The following is a 16,026-nucleotide window of genomic DNA, read 5'->3' as shown; positions in this document are numbered from 1 at the left end:
GGGGGGTTGTGATGGCACAACGTACGGTGACGGTGGCATCGGCGAGCGGCCTGCACGCGCGGCCCGCGAAGCTGTTCGTCCAGGAGGCGGTGCGGCTGGGGGTTCCGGTGCGGATCCGGGTGGGCGAGAAGTCGGTGCCCGCGAACAGCATGCTGGGCGTGCTGTCACTCGGCGCCACCCAGGGCACCGAGGTGACACTGGAGTCGGACGCGCCGGGCGCGGACGCGGCGCTGGACGCGCTGGTGGCACTGCTCGCCCAGGACCTGGACGCGGAAGGTGCCCTCGATGGCTGACCCCGGCCGACCGGCCGCCCCGGACGGCGGCCTGGCGGGCCTGGGGGTCAGCCAGGGTCGGGCCGCGGGGCCGATGATCCGCATGGCACCGCAGCCCGCACTTCCCAGCCCTCGGCAGGTCGCCGACCCTGCCGCGGAGACCGCCGCGGTGGTGAAGGCCCTTGAGTCGGTCACCGCCGACCTGCGGCAACGCGCGGCCAACGCCGCACGGGGCACGGGCGGGGGCGCGACCCGGGAAGGCGGCGGGGCGGCTCCCGGCGGCGGCGACGCGGCTCAGGCCGGTGGCGGCGACGCGGCGGAGATTCTCGACGCGCTCGCCATGATCGCCGACGACCCGATGCTGCGTGAGGACGCCGAGGCCGCCGTCCGCGACGGCCTGGACGCGCCCCACGCCCTGGACGCCGCCTTCACCCACCACCGCGAGACGCTGGCCGCGCTCGGCGGCTATCTCGCCGAGCGGGCCGCCGACCTGGACGACCTCAAGCACCGCGCCGTCGCCGCCTGCCTGGGCCTGCCGATGCCCGGCATCCCGGCCCCCGGCCACCCGTACGTCCTGGTGGCCGAGGACCTCTCCCCCGCCGACACGGCGGGCCTGGGCACGGACGTGGTGGCGCTGGTCACCGAGAAGGGCGGCCCGACCAGCCACACCGCGATCCTGGCGCGCGGCCGCGGCCTGCCCGCCGTGGTCGCCTGCGCGGGCATCACCGCCCTGACCGACGGCACGGTCATCTCGGTCGACGGCAAGACGGGCCGAATCGGCGTCGGCCTGACGGACGAGGCCGTGGCGGAAGTCCGCAGGAGCGACCGGGAGGAGCGCGAGCGCCTGGCCAACAGCAGCGGCCCCGGCAGGACGGCCGACGGCCACCCGGTCAAGCTGCTGCTCAACATCGGCTCGGCCGCCGACCTCCGGCCGGGCGCGGAGGGGGTCGGGCTGTTCAGGACCGAGTTCCTGTTCCTGGACCGCAAGCGGGAGCCGTCGTTCGAGGAGCAGGTGGCCGCCTACACCGAGGTGTTCGCGCGGGCCGGGACCGTCGTGGTGCGCACGCTCGACGCGGGCACGGACAAGCCGCTGCCGTTCCTCGGCCTGCCCCCGGAGCCGAACCCGGCGCTCGGCATCCGCGGCCTGCGGGTGGACCGCGTGCTCCCGGCCGTACTGGACACGCAGCTCGACGCGATAGCGGAGGCGGCCCGCGCGACGGGCGCCGACGCCTGGGTGATGGCCCCGATGGTCACCACCCCGGCGGAGGCGGCCGGCTTCGCCCGCCGCGCCCGCGCCCGGGGCCTGACCCGGGTCGGCGCGATGGTCGAGGTGCCGGCCGCCGCCCTGCTGGCCGACCGCCTGCTGGCGGAAGTGGACTTCCTCAGCATCGGCACCAACGACCTCAGCCAGTACACCTTCGCGGCCGACCGTCAGCACCCCGGCCTGGCCGACCTCCTGGACCCGTGGCAGCCCGCGCTCCTGAAGCTCATCGCCGCCTGCGCGGACGCCGGCCGCGCCGCCGGCAAGCCGGTCGGCGTCTGCGGCGAGGCCGCCGGCGATCCCCGGCTCGCCCCGGTGCTGGTGGGATTGGGGGTGACGAGCCTGTCCATGGCGGCGGTGTGCGTGCCGTCCGTACGCGAGGAGCTGTCCCAGCACACCCTGGAGGAGTGCCGCGAGCTGGCGGCACTCGCCCAGTGACGGTCAGGGGCGGCGGCGAAGTCGCGCGTCGGACAGCTGCGGGGGCTGCCAGCCCTCGTCGCCCGGGTTGATGGTGACGCCCGGCGCCACGATGGCGTCGATCCTGTCCAGGACGTCGTCGCTGAGCCGTACATCGGGGGCGGAGAGCTGGCCCTCCAGGTGTTCCATCGTGCGCGGCCCGATGATGGCCGAGGTGACCGCCGGGTGCCTGATCGTGAACGCCAGGGCCAGCTCGATCAGCGTGTGCCCGGCCTCCTCGGCCAGGACGGCGAGCTCTTCGACGGCGTCGAGCTTGCGCTGGTTGACCTCCAGCTTCATGTCGTAGCGGTGCGGCAGCCGGCTCGCGCGGCGGCTCTCTGGCAGTTCCTGGTTCTTGCGGTAGCGGCCGCTCAGCCAGCCGCCCGCCAGCGGGCTCCAGACGATGGCGCCCATGCCGTACTTCTCGACGGTGGGCAGCACGTCGGCCTCGATGCCGCGGGCGAGCAGGGAGTACGGGGGCTGCTCGCAGACGAAGCGTTCGAGCCCGCGCCGCTCGGCCGCCCACTGGGCCTCGACCACCTGGTGCGCGGGGAAGGTGGAGCTGCCGATGTAGCGGACCTTGCCCTGCCGTACGAGGTCGGTGAGGGCGCCGAGCGTCTCGTCGATGTCGGTGGCGGGGTCGGGGCGGTGGATCTGGTAGAGGTCGATCCAGTCGGTGCCGAGGCGGCGCAGGCTGTTCTCGACGGCCTGGAAGATCCAGCGCCTCGAGTTGCCCCCCTCGTTGGGGCCGTCACCCATGGCGCCATGGCACTTGGTGGCCAGGACGACGTCGTCGCGCTTGCCCGACCTGGCCAGGGCCTGGCCGACGAACTCCTCCGACTGGCCCCGCGAGTAGACGTCGGCGGTGTCGATGAAGTTGATGCCCGAGTCGAGGGCGCGGTCGATGATGTCGGCCGACTTCTCGGCCGACTCCTCACCGAACCCGCCGAACATCATCGCGCCGAGGCAAAGAGGGCTGACCTTGAGACCGGTATGTCCGAGTACGCGATATTCCGTCATGCCCTCACTCTGGCATGACCACCTGGGCGGCGGGCAGCCGCACCGCGATGACGGCGTCCATGGCGGCCGTGGTGTCATGGAGCCATGACGGAGTTCCCGCACGCACCCACACCGGCGTTCCTCTTCGACCTCGACGGCACCTTGATCGACAGCGTCTACCAGCATGTGATCGCCTGGCGCCAGGCACTGTCCGGGCTGGGCATCGACCTGTCGGTGTGGCGCATCCACCGCCGCATCGGGATGAGCGGCGGGCTGTTCGTGAGCGCGCTGCTGCGGGAGACGGGGCTGAAACTGTCGGCGGAGCAGATCGACGAGTTGCAGACGATCCACGGTGACGCCTACACCGAGCAGATCGACTCCGTCCGCCCGCTGCCGGGCGCCGCCGAGTTGCTGAGCGAGCTGACCTCGCGCGGCGTGCCGTGGGCGATCGCGACCAGCGGTTACGCGCGTACGGCCCGGCTCGCGCTGGGCATGCTGGGCCTGCCGGAGGACACTCCGATGGTGACCCGCGACCTGGTGCGCCGGGCCAAGCCGGACCCCGACCTGTTCCTTGCGGGTGCGGCGCTGCTGGAGGTGGATGTGCGGCATGCGATGGTGGTAGGAGACAGTGTCTGGGACTTGCTCGCCGCCCGCCGTGCGGGGGCGCTCGGGATCGGGGTGCTGTCCGGCGGATACGGCAGGGACGAACTGGAGCGCGCGGGCGCTTTCCGCGTGTACGCGGATCCGGCCGACATGCTGCATCGGCTCGACGAACTGGGCGTACGCCAAAGCGATTGAAATATTGGAATATCCAGCCGAACCTCTACCGCTGGATCATGCGTATCCCCCACAGAGGAGCTTGATATGGACTTGGCAGATATCGGGGTCACCGGCCTGGCGGTCATGGGCAGGAACCTGGCGCGCAACCTCGCCAGGCACGGCTACGCGGTGGCCGTGCACAACCGCACGCCCAGCCGGACGCAGCAGCTGGTCAAGGAGTTCGGCGGGGAGGGCACGTTCGTTCCGTCGGAGGAACTGGCGGACTTCGTGGCCTCGCTCAAGCGGCCGCGCCGGGCGATCATCATGGTGAAGGCGGGTCCGGGCACCGACGCGGTGATCGACCAGCTCGCCGAGCTGATGGAGCCGGGCGACATGATCGTCGACGGCGGCAACGCGCACTTCGCCGACACCCGGCGGCGCGAGGCGGCCCTGCGCGACAAGGGGATCCACTTCGTCGGCACCGGCATCTCCGGCGGCGAGGAGGGCGCGCTCAACGGCCCGAGCATCATGCCCGGCGGCTCCAAGGAGTCGTGGGAGGCGCTCGGCCCGATCCTGCAGGACATCTCGGCCAAGGTCGACGGCGTCCCGTGCGCGGTGCACGTGGGCCCCGACGGTGCCGGGCACTTCGTCAAGATGGTGCACAACGGCATCGAATACTCGGACATGCAGCTCATCGCCGAGTCCTACGACCTGCTGCGCCAGGCTCTCGGCGCCACCCCGGCGGAGCTCGCCGGAGTGTTCCGCGAGTGGAACGAGGGCGAGCTGGAGTCCTACCTGATCGAGATCACCGCCGAGGTGCTCGACCAGGTGGACGCGGCCACCGGCAAGCCGTTCGTGGACATCGTGGTGGACCAGGCCGAGCAGAAGGGCACCGGCCGCTGGACCGTGCAGGGGGCGCTCGACCTGGGCGTTCCGGTGACGGGCATCGCCGAGGCGGTGTTCGCCCGCGCGCTGTCGGGCCACCCGGAGCAGCGCGCCGCCGCCGCGTCCCTGGAGGGGCCGAAGCTGTCGGGCGTCGGCGGGCGGGAGCTGATCGAGGACGTACGGCAGGCCCTGTACGCCTCCAAGATCGTCGCCTACGCGCAGGGCTTCGACCAGATGGCCGCCGCCTCCAAGGAGTACGGCTGGGACCTGGACCTGGGCGCCATGGCCACGATCTGGCGGGGCGGCTGCATCATCAGGGCCCGCTTCCTCGACCGGATCCGCGCCGCCTACGACACCGACCGGGCGCTGCCGACGCTGCTGGCCGACCCGACGTTCGCGGCGGCGCTGAACCTGGCGCAGGAGTCCTGGCGCCGGGTGGTGACCACGGCGGTGCAGATCGGCGTGCCGACGCCGGGCTTCTCCTCGGCGCTGGCCTACTACGACGGGTTGCGCCGCGAGCGGCTGCCCGCCGCGCTGATCCAGGGTCTGCGCGACTTCTTCGGCGCGCACACCTACCTTCGGGTGGACCGCGAGGGCGCCTACCACACCGACTGGTCCGGCGACCGCACCGAGCGTCCCGCCTAGTTCTCAGCAGCCGTGCTCTTCAGCGGGCCCGCTCGAAAGCGGCTTCGTACTTCAGCGGGCCCGTACTTTAGCGGGCCCGCTCGAAAGCGGCTTCGTACTTCAGCGGGTACGCAAGGGGATCGGGTTGGCCACGGCGGTCACGAGGCAGAAGCCGATCGGCCCGGCGGCGTCGTGCAGGGTGCACTGCCCGGTGGCGACGCCGCCGTCGCTGAGGTGCCCGGTCGCCTCCACGCCGACCAGCTCGCCCTCGGGGACCCGGCCGAGCGTGATCGTGTAGTCGGCGTTGATGAAGTGCACGCCGCCGGTGCCACCGGTGCTGATCGGGCTGGCGAAGTCGGCCGCGAGCGCCACCCTGGTGAACGGCGTGACCGGCTCGTCGTCCACGAGCGGATGGGTCTCGCGCAGCCAGACCCGGTTGGGGCCCGGCTCGCTCCAGTCGGTCAGCCGCCACAGGTCGAACGGCGGCTCCCACTCCCCGCCCGTCACCGGCGGTCCGGCGGGCGGCGGCTCGTCCCACGCGGGCGTGTCGTTCCGCTCGCCGTCCGGCTGCTCGCTCTGCCGGAGAAGCACGGCGCTGGCCCGGCCGATCACGCCCTGGTCGGTACGGATCGTCACGTCGGCCACCCGGATCCGGCGCCCGTCCCTGACCAGCTCGGTCTCGACGGTGACCGGGAGCATCGGGCTGTTGCGGAACAGATCGACGGTGAGGCGGGCGAACCGCAGGTCCGGCTCACCGTACTCCTGCTCGACGGCCATGGCGGCCAGGCCCCCGAGCAGGCGGCCGTGGAGCATGTCGGGCGACCAAGGGCTGCGGGCGTGCGGAGCGGGCACGAACTCGCCCGTCTTACGCGTGAAGAACGCTGACGTCACAGAATGAGATTCTAGAGGGTGGTGAGGCGCCGTCCGAGCCCGCGCAGCCGTTCCTTGAGCTCGACCGGCTCCAGCACCTCGAAGTCGAGGTCGAGGAAGGCCACGACCACGGCGATCAGATGCAGGTCGTCGCCGCGCAGGGTGAGCACGCAGGTGTCCTCGCCGACCGGCTCGACGACGCCCGCCGTACGGCCCGCGACCTGATCGGCCGGGGCGTACAGCAGGACGCGGGCCTGGATCGGCCACATGTCGTGGCCCAGCCGGCGCTCGACCCAGGCGGCGACGTCGCCCCCCGGAAGCTCGCGCGGCGTGAAGCGGGGACCGTTCGGCGTGCGCGGGCGCAGGCGGTCGGCGCGGTAGGTGCGCCAGTCGCGCCGGTCGACGTCCCAGCCGACCAGGTACCAGCGGCGCGACCAGTTGACCAGGGTGACCGGCTCGGCCTCGCGCTCCGTCGTGACGCCGTCGCGGCCGGTGTAGTCGAAGCGGAGCTGCTCGTGGTCGCGGCAGGCGGCGGCCACGGCGGTCAGCACCTCGGCGGCGACCGTCGGACCGTCGGGGGTGATCGGCACGGTGTGGGTCTGCAGCGCGTTGACCCGGTGCCGCAGCCGGGCGGGCAGCACCTGCTCCAGCTTGGCCAGCGCGCGCAGGGACGACTCCTCGATGCCCGTCACCGTGCCGCCCGCAGCCGTACGCAGGCCCACCGCGACGGCCACGGCCTCGTCGTCGTCCAGCAGCAGCGGCGGCAGTTCGGCGCCCGCGCCCAGCCGGTAGCCGCCGGAGACACCCGGCGTGGAGTGGACCGGATAACCGAGGCCGCGCAGCCGCTCGACGTCGCGGCGCACGGTCCTGACCGCGACGCCGAGCCGTTCGGCCAGGTCGGCGCTGGGCCAGTCGCGCCGCGCCTGCAGCAGGGACAGCAGGCGGAGCAACCTGGCGGAAGTGTCCAACATGAGGGCAATTGTGTCCTGATCCTGGCCGCAATGCCGCCTAGCTTGGCGACATGGAGAAATTCGTGATCGATGTCCCGCAGACCGAGTTGACCGATCTGGCGGAGCGGCTGCGCCGTACGCGCTGGCCCGACGCGCTGGAGGGTGTGGGCTGGTCGTACGGCGTACCTCCGGAAGCGGTCCGCGAGCTGGCCGATTACTGGCTCGACGGCTATTCCTGGCGTGCGCACGAGGCCCGGCTGAACGCCCTTCCGCAGTACACGACCGTGATCGACGGGCAGCGCGTGCACTTCGCGCACCTGCGTTCCCCCCGCGAGGACGCGCTGCCGCTGCTGCTGACGCACGGCTGGCCCAGCACGTTCGCCGACTTCGCGCGCGTCGCCGAATCCCTCAGCCGCGACTTCCACCTGGTCATCCCGTCGATCCCCGGCTTCGCCTTCTCGGGACCGACGGCGCGGACCGGCTGGGGCGTACGGCGCGTCGCCGCCGCCTGGGCGGAGCTGATGAGCAGGCTCGGTTATGCGCGGTACGGCACGCAGGGCGGCGACTTCGGCTCGCTGATCTCCCCGGAGGTGGCCAGGCTCGACCCCGACCACGTCGTGGGCGTGCACCTGAACGCGCTCACGACGATCGTCAACGACGACCAGGCCGGGCTGAGCGCGGCCGAGGTGGAGCGGGCCAAGGGGGTGGAGCGCTGGCACCGCCACTACTCCGGGTACGCCATGATCCAGGGGACCAGGCCGCAGACCCTGGCCTACGGCCTGGCCGACTCGCCGACCGGCCAGCTCGCCTGGAACCTCGACGCCTACGCCTCCTGGGGCCAGGACATCGGCGGCCTGTCGCGCGACGACATCCTGACCAACGTGACGATCTACTGGCTCACGGACACGGCGGGCTCCTCCGCGCGCCTCTACCGCGAGGGCGCCTCAGCCTGGGAGCCACCCGCCGAGCCGGGCAGAACACCGACCGCCGTGGCGGTCTTCCCCGGTGACAGCGCGGTGCGGCGCTACGCCGAGGTCGCGCACAACGTGGTGCGCTGGTCGGAGTTCCCCGCCGGCGGCCACTACGCCGCGCTTCAGGCGCCGGCGCTGCTCGCCGAGGACATCAGGGAGTTCTTCATGGCGCTCAGCCCCCGATCCATGAACTCGGCGACGACGGGCACCGCCTCCTCAGGGTAGAGATCCGCGTGCCAGACGAACCGCGAACGGCCGTCGCCCTCGTCCATCACCGTCGAGGACGCGTTGTGGTGCCGCAGCCCGAGCGGGCTGTCGACTATGGCGTAGGCGATGCGACGGGCCTCGTCGTCGACGTCCACGATGAGCTCGTGGGCGACGGCTCCGTTGAAGAACGTGACGATCCTGACATCGCCCTCCATGTGGCACTCGAGCACGAACCCGGGTGCGAGCCGATCAACCCGGCCGACCTCGCGCAGAACCGCCCACACCCGCTCGGCGGGGACGTCGAGCAGCGCCTCCTTGTGAATGACGGCCATGAGGTCAGCCACCTGCCGCGACACAGAACGGGTGGCCCTCAGGGTCGGTGAGCACGGTCCAGTCAGCGCCACCCGGCTGGAACTCCGGTACGGCGGCACCGAGCCCGACCAGCTCCTTGACGGCGATCTCGACGTCGGCCACCTGGAGGTCGAGGTGTACGTGCTTGGCGTCGTCGGGCCAGCCGGGGCTCCGGTAGCCGTTGACCCGCTGGAACGCCAGCCCGACGGGGCCACCCTCGACGGTGGCGAAGCCGTCGTCGCTGTGGCTGATCCGGCCGCCGGTGGCCTTGGCGTAGAAGTCGGCAAGGGCGGCCGGGTTCTGGCAGTCGAAGATCACGGTGGCGACCGTGATGGTGGTTGTCATGGGTCCAGGGTGGGGCGGGGCGGGGGTCCGGGTCTTGAACATCCTTGCGCCAACGCTGGGCGTTCGTGGACTGGCGGCCACGGCACCCGCGCGCCGTCACGACGGCGCGACGGCGCGACGGCGCGACGGCGCGACGGCGCGACGGCGCCAGGAATGTCGTAGCCGAAGCGTAGGGTTCGGCAGGTGCGTTCAGCAGTCCGTCTTGGCACCGGGTCCGGGTTCACCCTCGACGCGGTGACCTGCCACGACGATCACCGCAGATGGTCACCGCCCGAAACGAGCTCCGACTACCGGGTGGTGCTGGTGCGCCGCGGCCGCTTCCGCCGCAAGGCCGACGGCCGGGCCGCCGTGGTCGATCCGACGATGGCCTATCTCGGCATTCCTGGCGAGGAGGAGCATTTCGCACATCCGGGGGGTGGCGACGTGTGCACGTCCCTGTGCGTGACACCGGACCTGTGGCGTTCGCTCGCGGGCGACAACACGGCGCCCTCCCGCTCCACGATCTATGTGGACGCCCGCCTCGACCTGGCGCACCGCCACTTCCTGGCCGCCGCCCGCACCGGCGACACGGCATTCGAGCTCGCCGAAGCCCTGCTGCCCCTCCTCTCCACCGCCCTCGCCCAGCTCACTCCCATGCCGGTGCGGCGCGGCCGGACTCCGGCGAGCTCGGAGGTGATCGTGGAGGGTGCCCGGGAGGCCATCGCCGCCGGCCATCCCGCCGCCGACGGGCTCCTGCCGCTGGCGGAGTTCCTGGCCGTCTCGCCGTACCAGCTGAGCCGGGCCTTCACCCGGGAGCTCGGCATATCCCTGACCCACTACCGCAACCGGGTGCGCGTGGGGCGGGCCCTCGACCACCTGGAGGGCGGCGCGGCGAACCTGGCGCTACTGGCCGCCGAGCTGGGATTCGCCGATCAGGCCCATCTGACCCGCACGGTCCGCCGCCACGCCGGGCGCACCCCCGCGGCACTCCGCCGCCTGCTCGCCCCTCCAGGACCGTCGCCTGCTCGCCCCTCCAGGACCGCCGACGGAGAGCCCAGGCCATGACCGTTGACGTGTGGATGTCACGGTCCCCGCTCCGTCCCAATCCCCGTCGCGGTCCCGGTCCCCGTCGACGTGTGCGCTCGCACTGCGCGTGCGACCAGATCTGTGGCGCTCGCTCCCGCGGCACGCTGGACCCGCAGCAGGACTTTCGCGCATGCCTCGCGGATCTGACCACGATCGCCGCCTCCTGTTTGCCGACATATCGTGGCGTGCCCGGATAGCCGCACCGGATTCGATCAACGACGGCCCGGTGGCGTAAGCTCCCTCGCGTGCGTGATTCAGGTGAGGACCCCCGGCCCGCCCGCGGTGCGGTGCGGGAGATCCACTCGCTCAGCCAGGCGGCGACCCTGTCCTACTCCCCCGACCTCGACGGACTGGCCGACCCCGGCGAGATCGTCTGGGCGTGGGTGCCCTACGAGGAGGACCCGGAGCGCGGCAAGGACCGGCCGCTGCTGATCGTGGGCCGTACCGGCCGCAGGCTGCTGGGCATGATGCTGTCCAGTCAGGGCGACGACGGCCCCGACTGGCTGGAGGTCGGCGTGTGGGGGCGCGACGGCAAGACGTCCTACCTGCGGCTGGACCGCGTGTTCGCCCTGGACGAGGACGACATCAGGCGTGAGGGCGCGGTGCTCGACGGTACCCGGTTCGCCCGCGTGGCGAGCCACCTCATGAAGACGTACGGCTGGACCGCCGGCGGCTGACCCGCTTCGTTCGGCGTCCCGCTGGCTGAGATCATGGGCACATGCGTGTTGCGGTGATCGGAAGCGGGATCGTCGGAGCGGCGGCGGCCTGGCACCTGAGCGGGCGCGGGGTGTCCGTGACGGTGGTGGACGGGGCTTTCAGCGGGCGGGCGACGCAGGCCGGCGCGGGGATCGTGTGCCCGTGGGTGGACCATGCCGACGACGACGCCTGGTACGCCCTGGCTCGTGAGGGGGCCCGCCGCTACCCGGATCTGGTGTCGGCGCTGGGCGAGGACATCGGGTACGCGCGAGTGGGGGCGCTGCTGGTGGCCCCGGACCCGGCCGAACTGGATCCGGTACGCGCCCTCCTGCTGCGCCGCCGTCCGCAGGCACCCGAAATGGGCGACATCACGGATGTGGCGGCTCCGTCGGCACTGTTCCCGCCGCTCAGGGAGGGTCTGAGCGCGATCCACGTGCCGGGGGCCGCTCGGGTGGACGGTCAGGCGGTACGTGACGCCCTCCTCCGCGCCGCCGTCCGCCAAGGCGCCGACCTCCGTACGGGCACCGCGACCCTCACCCCCGACGGCGGCGTGCTCCTCCACACCGCACCCGAACGCGATCTGCTCCTCCACACCGCCACTGGCGCGCCCGGCCCGGAGCCGAGCACGGAGGCGCAGGTCGGGGAGGCGGGGATGCCGGGTAGCGGGCTTGAGTCCCCGACTGAGGGGGCGGGAGCACCGAGCAGCGGGCTCAAGTCGCCAGGCGAGGAGGCGGGGGTCCGGGTGGCGGCGGATGTGGTGATCGTGGCCGCCGGGGCCTGGAGCGGGGAGGTTTGCCGAGGACTGGGGGTGGAGATCCCGGTGTTCCCCAGGCGGGGGCAGATCGTGCATGCCGCCCTCGACGGGTTGGACACCGCCTCCTGGCCGATCGTGCTGCCCCGGAGCGGGCCGTACCTGCTGGGGTTCCCCGGCTCGCGCCTGGTGGTCGGCGCGACCGTGGAGGACGCCGGGTTCTCGCCGTACGTCACTCTCGGCGGCGTCCACGAGGTGCTGGCGGCGGGCCTGCGACTGGCGCCCGGTCTGGACGGCGCGAGGGTGGTGGAGACGAGGGTGGGCCTGCGTCCGGTGTACGGGGCGGGCACGGCGCTCATCGACCGGCTCACCGAGCGGGTGGTGGTGGCGACGGGCCTGGGCGCGTACGGCCTGACGGCCGGCCCGTTCACCGGCCAGATCGCCGCCGCGCTCGCACTGGACGAGACCCCACCCATCGACATCAGCCCGTACGCGCACATCCCCGCCTGAGCCCGCCCATCGACGTCCGGCCCCTGGACGGCGGGCAGGACGACTAACCCAAGCCCCAATCGATGCCCGCACGCGTAGCAGAGTGTCGACCAGACCTCCATCGGTGCTGACATCGCCCAGCGGGACGGCTAGCCCAAGCCCCGATCGGTGCCCACACCACGCAGCAGGGTGTCGACCAGGAGCGTGGCCAGGGTGTCGGCGTCGTCGCCCTGGCTCTGCGCGGCCTCGTGGATCAGCGCGTAGTAGACGCGCCTGGCCCACGCCGGATCCACGTCGGCCCGCAGCAGGCCGGTGGCCTGCGCCTTGAGGAACAGCCGCTCGCACCTGTCCTCGACCTCTGAGTGCACGCGGGCCACCTCGGGATCCGACGACGCGCGGCTCATCGCGTATCCCCAATCGATCTTCACCCGCAGCACGCTGGCCGTGACCTGGTAGAGCGCGACCAGCGGCGGCGTGGTCTCGGGGTTGGCGGAGTCGACCGCCGCCGCGAACTGTCGCGACGCCCACCCCTCCATCGCGCTGACCAGGGCGTCACGGGACGCGAAACGCCGATGCACGGTCGTGCGGGCGACCCCGGCCGCCTCAGCGATCTGCTCCATGCTGGCCGACGGATTCTTGCTGAGCACGCGCTCGGCCGCCTCGAGGATCGTGCGTACGGTCCGTTCGGCGTCGGAACGCAGCGCGCGCCCCTGCTGACTCGCTTCCACAGTGCAACCATACACTCCAGAGTTGCAACACTGATGTTGCAAGTGCTAAGTTCCTGGCATCATCAGCGATGCACTTACGGAGGTACGCGTCACCATGGACATGCGACTCACCGGCAAGACCGCTGTCGTCACCGGCGCCAGCAGGGGCCTCGGTCTCGCCATCGTCGCCGCGCTGCGAGCGGAGGGGATGCGGGTCGTGGCCGGTTCGCGGACGATCTCGCCCGAGCTGAAGGAGACCGGCGCGACGGCGATCGCGGCCGACCTGTCCAGCGCCGAAGGCCCGGCCCAGCTCATCGACACCGCCCTGGCCGAGTTGGGCGAGATCGACCTGCTGGTCAACAACGTGGGCGGCGGCGACGGTGGCGAGGGACAGCTGGACGGGTTCCTGGGCTTCACCGAGGAGCACTGGCACCAGACCCACGATCTCAACTTCCTCAGTGCCGTCCGCGCCACCAGGGCCGCCCTGCCCAGCCTGCTGCGCCGGGGCGGGACCGTGGTCAACATCTCCTCCAACGGCGCCCGCATGCCGCACGCCGGGCCGATCACCTACACCACGGCCAAGGCCGCGCTGACCGCGTTCGGCAAGGCGCTGGCCGAGGAGTTCGGGCCGCAGGGGGTGCGGGTCAACACCGTCTCCCCCGGCGCCTGCCGCACCTCGATGTGGGAGGACCCCAACGGTTACGGTGCGGCGCTCGCGGCCAAGATGGGCCTGGAGCACGACCAACTCCTGGCGGGACTGCCGTCGAGCGCGGGGATGACGACGGGTAGGTTCGTCGCTCCCGGGGAGGTCGCCGCCCTGGTGACCTATCTGGCCTCACCGCACGCCGCGAGCGTCAACGGCGCCGACTACGTCATCGACGGCGGCGCGATCAAGACGGTCTGAATCTATCGCGATATATCGTCCAAATCGGGAACATCGGAGATATCGCGATCAGTTGAGTGGTGTGGACCGACTTTCAGGGGAGTGTGAGCGATGGCGAGACTGCGGACGATACGACGGATTCTCGTAGGCGGGGCGGCCTTGGCCGCGGCGGGCTGGGCCCTGCGCGACGTACCCGCCGAGCTGGGTGTGCGGCCTTTGACGTCGGGACCGGACCGGGCGGCCAGGGTGCGGCGCTCGCCGCAGTTCAAGGACGGCGCCTTCTACAACCCGATGCCGGAACCCACCACCATGATGTCCGCGCCTCCTGCGGGTCTGCTGCGCGAGATGTCCAAGGACAGGGATCAGCGCCGCCCGTCCGGCCCCGTTCCGCTGCGCGTCCCGCCGACCGGCGACCCGTCGCCGACCGGGCTGCGAGCGATCTGGTACGGCCATGCCTCCACGCTGGTGGAGATCGAGGGGCGCCGGGTGCTGTTCGACCCGGTGTGGAGCAGGCGGCCGTCGCCGTCGCAGCTTGTCGGGCCGAAGCGGCACCACCCGGTGCCCATCCCGCTGAACCGCTTGCCGCAGGTCGACGCGATCGCGATCTCGCATGACCACTACGACCACCTCGACATGGGGACCGTGCGCTCGCTCACCGCGACGCAGAAGGCGCCGTTCCTGGTGCCGCTGGGCATCGGCGCCCACCTGGAGCGGTGGGGCGTGCCCGCCTACCGCATCATCGAGCTCGACTGGAACGAGGAGGCCGAGGTGGCCGGGCTGCGCTTCATCGCGACGGCCGCCCGCCATTTCTCCGGCCGCGTGCTCACCCGCAACGACACGCTGTGGGGCTCCTGGGTGGTGGCCGGAGCGAGCAAGCGGGTCTTCTACGCGGGCGACTCCGGCTACTTCGAGGGTTACCGGGGCATCGGGTCGGCACACGGCCCGTTCGACCTGACGCTGATGCCGATCGGCGCCTACAGCCCTTCCTGGCCCGACATCCACATGAACCCGGAAGAGGCGGTCAACGCCCATCTCGACCTGGGCGGCAGGCTGTTGTTGCCGGTGCACTGGGCGACGTTCACGTTGGCGCTGCACCCGTGGGCGGAGCCGGTGGAGCGGCTGTGGCGCGAGGCGAAGGCCCGCGACGTCGAGATCGTGGTGCCGCGCCCCGGAGAGGCCGTGGACACCGACGGCGCTCCGGCCGTCGACGGCTGGTGGGAGACCCTGGGCTGACCACCTTCGACCACACCCGGCGGGCCTGCTACGCCGGATATGTCACCCAGGCCATCGTCAACAACCTGGCGCCACTGCTGTTCATCGTCTTCCAGACGCGCTACCAGGTGCCGTACGAGATGCTGGGCCGCCTGGTCCTGCTCAACTTCGCCACCCAGCTCGTCACCGACCTGATCGCGGTCAAGGTGGTGGACCGGACGGGCTACCGGGTGCCCCTGGTGCTGGCGCACGTGTTCAGCGTGGCCGGGCTGACGCTGCTGGCGGTCGCCCCGTCGGCGCTGCCGTCGCCATACGCGGGGCTGGCCGTGGCGGTGGTGGTCTACGGGATCGGCGGCGGTCTGCTGGAGGTCCTGGTCAGCCCGGTGGTGGACGCCCTCCCCGCACCGGCTGAGCACCGGGCCGCCAGGATGAGCCTGTTGCACTCCTTCTACTGCTGGGGCCAGGTCGCCGTCGTACTGGGCACGACCCTGGTCCTGGCCTGGATCGGCGACGCGGCCTGGCAGGCGCTGCCGCTGCTGTGGGCGCTCGTACCACTGGCCGGCCTCGTGCTCTTCCTGCGGGTCCCGCTGCCCGCGACGGTGCCCGACGAGCACCGAACCGGGCTCGGGGCGCTGCTGCGGACCCCGTTCTTCGCGGCCGCCCTGCTGCTGATGCTCTGCGCGGGCGCGGCCGAGCTGACCATGTCGCAGTGGTCCTCGCTCTTCGCCGAGGAGGGGCTGGGTGTGACCAAGGTGTGGGGGGACCTCGCGGGACCGTGTCTGTTCGCGGTGCTCATGGGGCTCGGCCGGATCGCCTACGGTCTCTGGGGTAGCCGGATCCCCCTGCTGCCGGCCGTGATCGCCTGCGGCGCGCTGGCCACCGCCTGCTACCTCACCGCCGCCCTGGCCCGGGACCCGGTGCTCAGCCTGGTCGGGTGTGCGCTGTGCGGGCTGGCGGTCAGCCTGATGTGGCCGGGGACGTTCAGCCTGACGGCCGCCCGCTTCCCGTTGGGCGGGACCGCGATGTTCGGGGTCCTGGCGATGTTCGGCGACGCGGGGGCAGCGGCGGGTCCGTGGCTGGCGGGCGCCGTCGCCCAAGGAGACCTGCTCGTCACCCAAGGAGGCTTGCTCGGCGATGGCTCCGGGCTCCGCGCCGGGCTGCTGGTCGGCACCGTCTTCCCGCTCGCGGTCGTCGTGGTGGGCATCGCGCAGTCGCTCCTGGTCCGCCGCCGCGCCTCCACGCCCGCACCCGCCGAGAACTGATCCATGCCGTC

17 protein-coding genes are annotated in these 16,026 nt (G+C 72.1%); 11 read left to right on the top strand and 6 right to left on the bottom strand.

The features are described 5' to 3' along the window. The first annotated feature begins 11 nt into the window (after positions 1-11). Both AB0B61_RS32070 and ptsP read left to right on the top strand, forming a co-directional pair. Positions 12-293, top strand: a complete 282-nt coding sequence (locus AB0B61_RS32070; protein WP_225292945.1) for an HPr family phosphocarrier protein — start codon at positions 12-14, stop codon at positions 291-293. Next, entirely contained in the window at positions 286-1,971 is a 1,686-nt protein-coding gene (gene ptsP / locus AB0B61_RS32065) for a phosphoenolpyruvate--protein phosphotransferase (protein ID WP_358439747.1), read from the top strand. The genes AB0B61_RS32070 and ptsP overlap by 8 nt, the downstream gene beginning before the upstream one ends. A 3-nt stretch (positions 1,972-1,974) precedes the next feature. Here the strand turns inward: ptsP and AB0B61_RS32060 are convergent, their stop codons facing one another. Then, positions 1,975-3,009 (bottom strand): aldo/keto reductase, encoded by a 1,035-nt coding sequence (locus AB0B61_RS32060; RefSeq protein WP_358439744.1) that lies wholly within the window; start codon positions 3,007-3,009, stop codon positions 1,975-1,977. An 84-nt stretch (positions 3,010-3,093) separates the two neighbouring features. Here AB0B61_RS32060 and AB0B61_RS32055 point away from each other — a divergent pair, with 84 nt between their 5' ends. Together AB0B61_RS32055 and gndA are read left to right on the top strand one after the other, a co-directional pair. Further along, complete coding sequence (locus AB0B61_RS32055; protein ID WP_358439742.1) at positions 3,094-3,786, top strand: HAD family hydrolase; 693 nt, start codon at positions 3,094-3,096, stop codon at positions 3,784-3,786. A 66-nt stretch (positions 3,787-3,852) separates the two neighbouring features. Next, positions 3,853-5,277: an NADP-dependent phosphogluconate dehydrogenase gene (gndA, locus tag AB0B61_RS32050; RefSeq protein ID WP_357645422.1), complete on the top strand. Its 1,425-nt coding sequence runs from the start codon at positions 3,853-3,855 to the stop codon at positions 5,275-5,277. Between the two features lie 99 nt (positions 5,278-5,376). Here gndA and AB0B61_RS32045 read toward each other — a convergent pair whose 3' ends face one another. Both AB0B61_RS32045 and AB0B61_RS32040 read right to left on the bottom strand, forming a co-directional pair. Then, positions 5,377-6,147, bottom strand: coding sequence for a thioesterase family protein (locus tag AB0B61_RS32045; RefSeq protein WP_358439739.1), 771 nt, complete (start codon positions 6,145-6,147; stop codon positions 5,377-5,379). Positions 6,148-6,158: 11 nt separating this feature from the next. Then, positions 6,159-7,097: a YafY family protein gene (locus AB0B61_RS32040; protein ID WP_358439736.1), complete on the bottom strand. Its 939-nt coding sequence runs from the start codon at positions 7,095-7,097 to the stop codon at positions 6,159-6,161. A 50-nt stretch (positions 7,098-7,147) separates the two neighbouring features. Between AB0B61_RS32040 and AB0B61_RS32035 the strand changes: the two genes are divergently transcribed. Continuing rightward, positions 7,148-8,272 carry an epoxide hydrolase family protein gene (locus AB0B61_RS32035; protein ID WP_358439733.1) on the top strand — a complete coding sequence of 375 codons (1,125 nt, stop codon included), beginning with the start codon at positions 7,148-7,150 and terminating at the stop codon, positions 8,270-8,272. On the opposite strand, the gene AB0B61_RS32030 is transcribed toward AB0B61_RS32035, so the two are convergent. Together AB0B61_RS32030 and AB0B61_RS32025 are read right to left on the bottom strand one after the other, a co-directional pair. Then, positions 8,170-8,586, bottom strand: coding sequence for an SRPBCC family protein (locus AB0B61_RS32030; protein WP_358439731.1), 417 nt, complete (start codon positions 8,584-8,586; stop codon positions 8,170-8,172). The two genes, AB0B61_RS32035 and AB0B61_RS32030, sit on opposite strands and share 103 nt — an antisense overlap. A gap of 4 nt (positions 8,587-8,590) precedes the next feature. Further along, positions 8,591-8,950 carry a VOC family protein gene (locus AB0B61_RS32025; RefSeq protein ID WP_358439729.1) on the bottom strand — a complete coding sequence of 120 codons (360 nt, stop codon included), beginning with the start codon at positions 8,948-8,950 and terminating at the stop codon, positions 8,591-8,593. Positions 8,951-9,133: 183 nt separating this feature from the next. Between AB0B61_RS32025 and AB0B61_RS32020 the strand changes: the two genes are divergently transcribed. From AB0B61_RS32020 to AB0B61_RS32010, 3 genes are all read left to right on the top strand, one after another. Continuing rightward, complete coding sequence (locus AB0B61_RS32020; RefSeq protein ID WP_358439726.1) at positions 9,134-9,994, top strand: AraC family transcriptional regulator; 861 nt, start codon at positions 9,134-9,136, stop codon at positions 9,992-9,994. A 266-nt stretch (positions 9,995-10,260) separates the two neighbouring features. Then, positions 10,261-10,692, top strand: coding sequence for a type II toxin-antitoxin system PemK/MazF family toxin (locus AB0B61_RS32015; RefSeq protein ID WP_358439723.1), 432 nt, complete (start codon positions 10,261-10,263; stop codon positions 10,690-10,692). Between the two features lie 41 nt (positions 10,693-10,733). Further along, positions 10,734-11,972, top strand: a complete 1,239-nt coding sequence (locus AB0B61_RS32010; protein ID WP_358439720.1) for an FAD-dependent oxidoreductase — start codon at positions 10,734-10,736, stop codon at positions 11,970-11,972. A 128-nt stretch (positions 11,973-12,100) separates the two neighbouring features. Here AB0B61_RS32010 and AB0B61_RS32005 read toward each other — a convergent pair whose 3' ends face one another. Next, entirely contained in the window at positions 12,101-12,679 is a 579-nt protein-coding gene (locus tag AB0B61_RS32005; protein WP_358439718.1) for a helix-turn-helix domain-containing protein, read from the bottom strand. Between the two features lie 94 nt (positions 12,680-12,773). Here AB0B61_RS32005 and AB0B61_RS32000 point away from each other — a divergent pair, with 94 nt between their 5' ends. The 3 genes from AB0B61_RS32000 (at position 12,774) to AB0B61_RS31990 (ending at position 16,015) form a co-directional block, all read left to right on the top strand. Then, a complete protein-coding gene (locus AB0B61_RS32000; protein WP_358439716.1) occupies positions 12,774-13,562 on the top strand; it encodes an SDR family oxidoreductase in 789 nt (262 codons plus the stop codon). Positions 13,563-13,652: 90 nt separating this feature from the next. After that, positions 13,653-14,774: an MBL fold metallo-hydrolase gene (locus AB0B61_RS31995; RefSeq protein ID WP_358439713.1), complete on the top strand. Its 1,122-nt coding sequence runs from the start codon at positions 13,653-13,655 to the stop codon at positions 14,772-14,774. Beyond that, positions 14,756-16,015, top strand: a complete 1,260-nt coding sequence (locus AB0B61_RS31990; RefSeq protein ID WP_358439710.1) for an MFS transporter — start codon at positions 14,756-14,758, stop codon at positions 16,013-16,015. The genes AB0B61_RS31995 and AB0B61_RS31990 overlap by 19 nt, the downstream gene beginning before the upstream one ends. The last annotated feature ends 11 nt before the right edge of the window (positions 16,016-16,026 follow it).

The organism is Nonomuraea sp. NPDC049158 (assembly GCF_040648335.1).
Lineage (GTDB): Bacteria > Actinomycetota > Actinomycetes > Streptosporangiales > Streptosporangiaceae > Nonomuraea.
Note: the sequence above shows the minus strand (reverse complement) of the source record. Positions and strands in the feature narration are given on the sequence as shown.

Excerpts from the sequence above, each read along its gene's own strand:
- AB0B61_RS32070 (WP_225292945.1), top strand. The coding sequence starts at position 12 with ATGGCACAACGTACGGTGACGGTGGCATCGGCGAGCGGCCTGCACGCG.
- ptsP (WP_358439747.1), top strand. The coding sequence starts at position 286 with ATGGCTGACCCCGGCCGACCGGCCGCCCCGGACGGCGGCCTGGCGGGC.
- AB0B61_RS32060 (WP_358439744.1), bottom strand. The coding sequence starts at position 3,009 with ATGACGGAATATCGCGTACTCGGACATACCGGTCTCAAGGTCAGCCCT.
- AB0B61_RS32055 (WP_358439742.1), top strand. The coding sequence starts at position 3,094 with ATGACGGAGTTCCCGCACGCACCCACACCGGCGTTCCTCTTCGACCTC.
- gndA (WP_357645422.1), top strand. The coding sequence starts at position 3,853 with ATGGACTTGGCAGATATCGGGGTCACCGGCCTGGCGGTCATGGGCAGG.
- AB0B61_RS32040 (WP_358439736.1), bottom strand. The coding sequence starts at position 7,097 with ATGTTGGACACTTCCGCCAGGTTGCTCCGCCTGCTGTCCCTGCTGCAG.
- AB0B61_RS32035 (WP_358439733.1), top strand. The coding sequence starts at position 7,148 with ATGGAGAAATTCGTGATCGATGTCCCGCAGACCGAGTTGACCGATCTG.
- AB0B61_RS32030 (WP_358439731.1), bottom strand. The coding sequence starts at position 8,586 with ATGGCCGTCATTCACAAGGAGGCGCTGCTCGACGTCCCCGCCGAGCGG.
- AB0B61_RS32025 (WP_358439729.1), bottom strand. The coding sequence starts at position 8,950 with ATGACAACCACCATCACGGTCGCCACCGTGATCTTCGACTGCCAGAAC.
- AB0B61_RS32010 (WP_358439720.1), top strand. The coding sequence starts at position 10,734 with ATGCGTGTTGCGGTGATCGGAAGCGGGATCGTCGGAGCGGCGGCGGCC.
- AB0B61_RS32000 (WP_358439716.1), top strand. The coding sequence starts at position 12,774 with ATGGACATGCGACTCACCGGCAAGACCGCTGTCGTCACCGGCGCCAGC.
- AB0B61_RS31995 (WP_358439713.1), top strand. The coding sequence starts at position 13,653 with ATGGCGAGACTGCGGACGATACGACGGATTCTCGTAGGCGGGGCGGCC.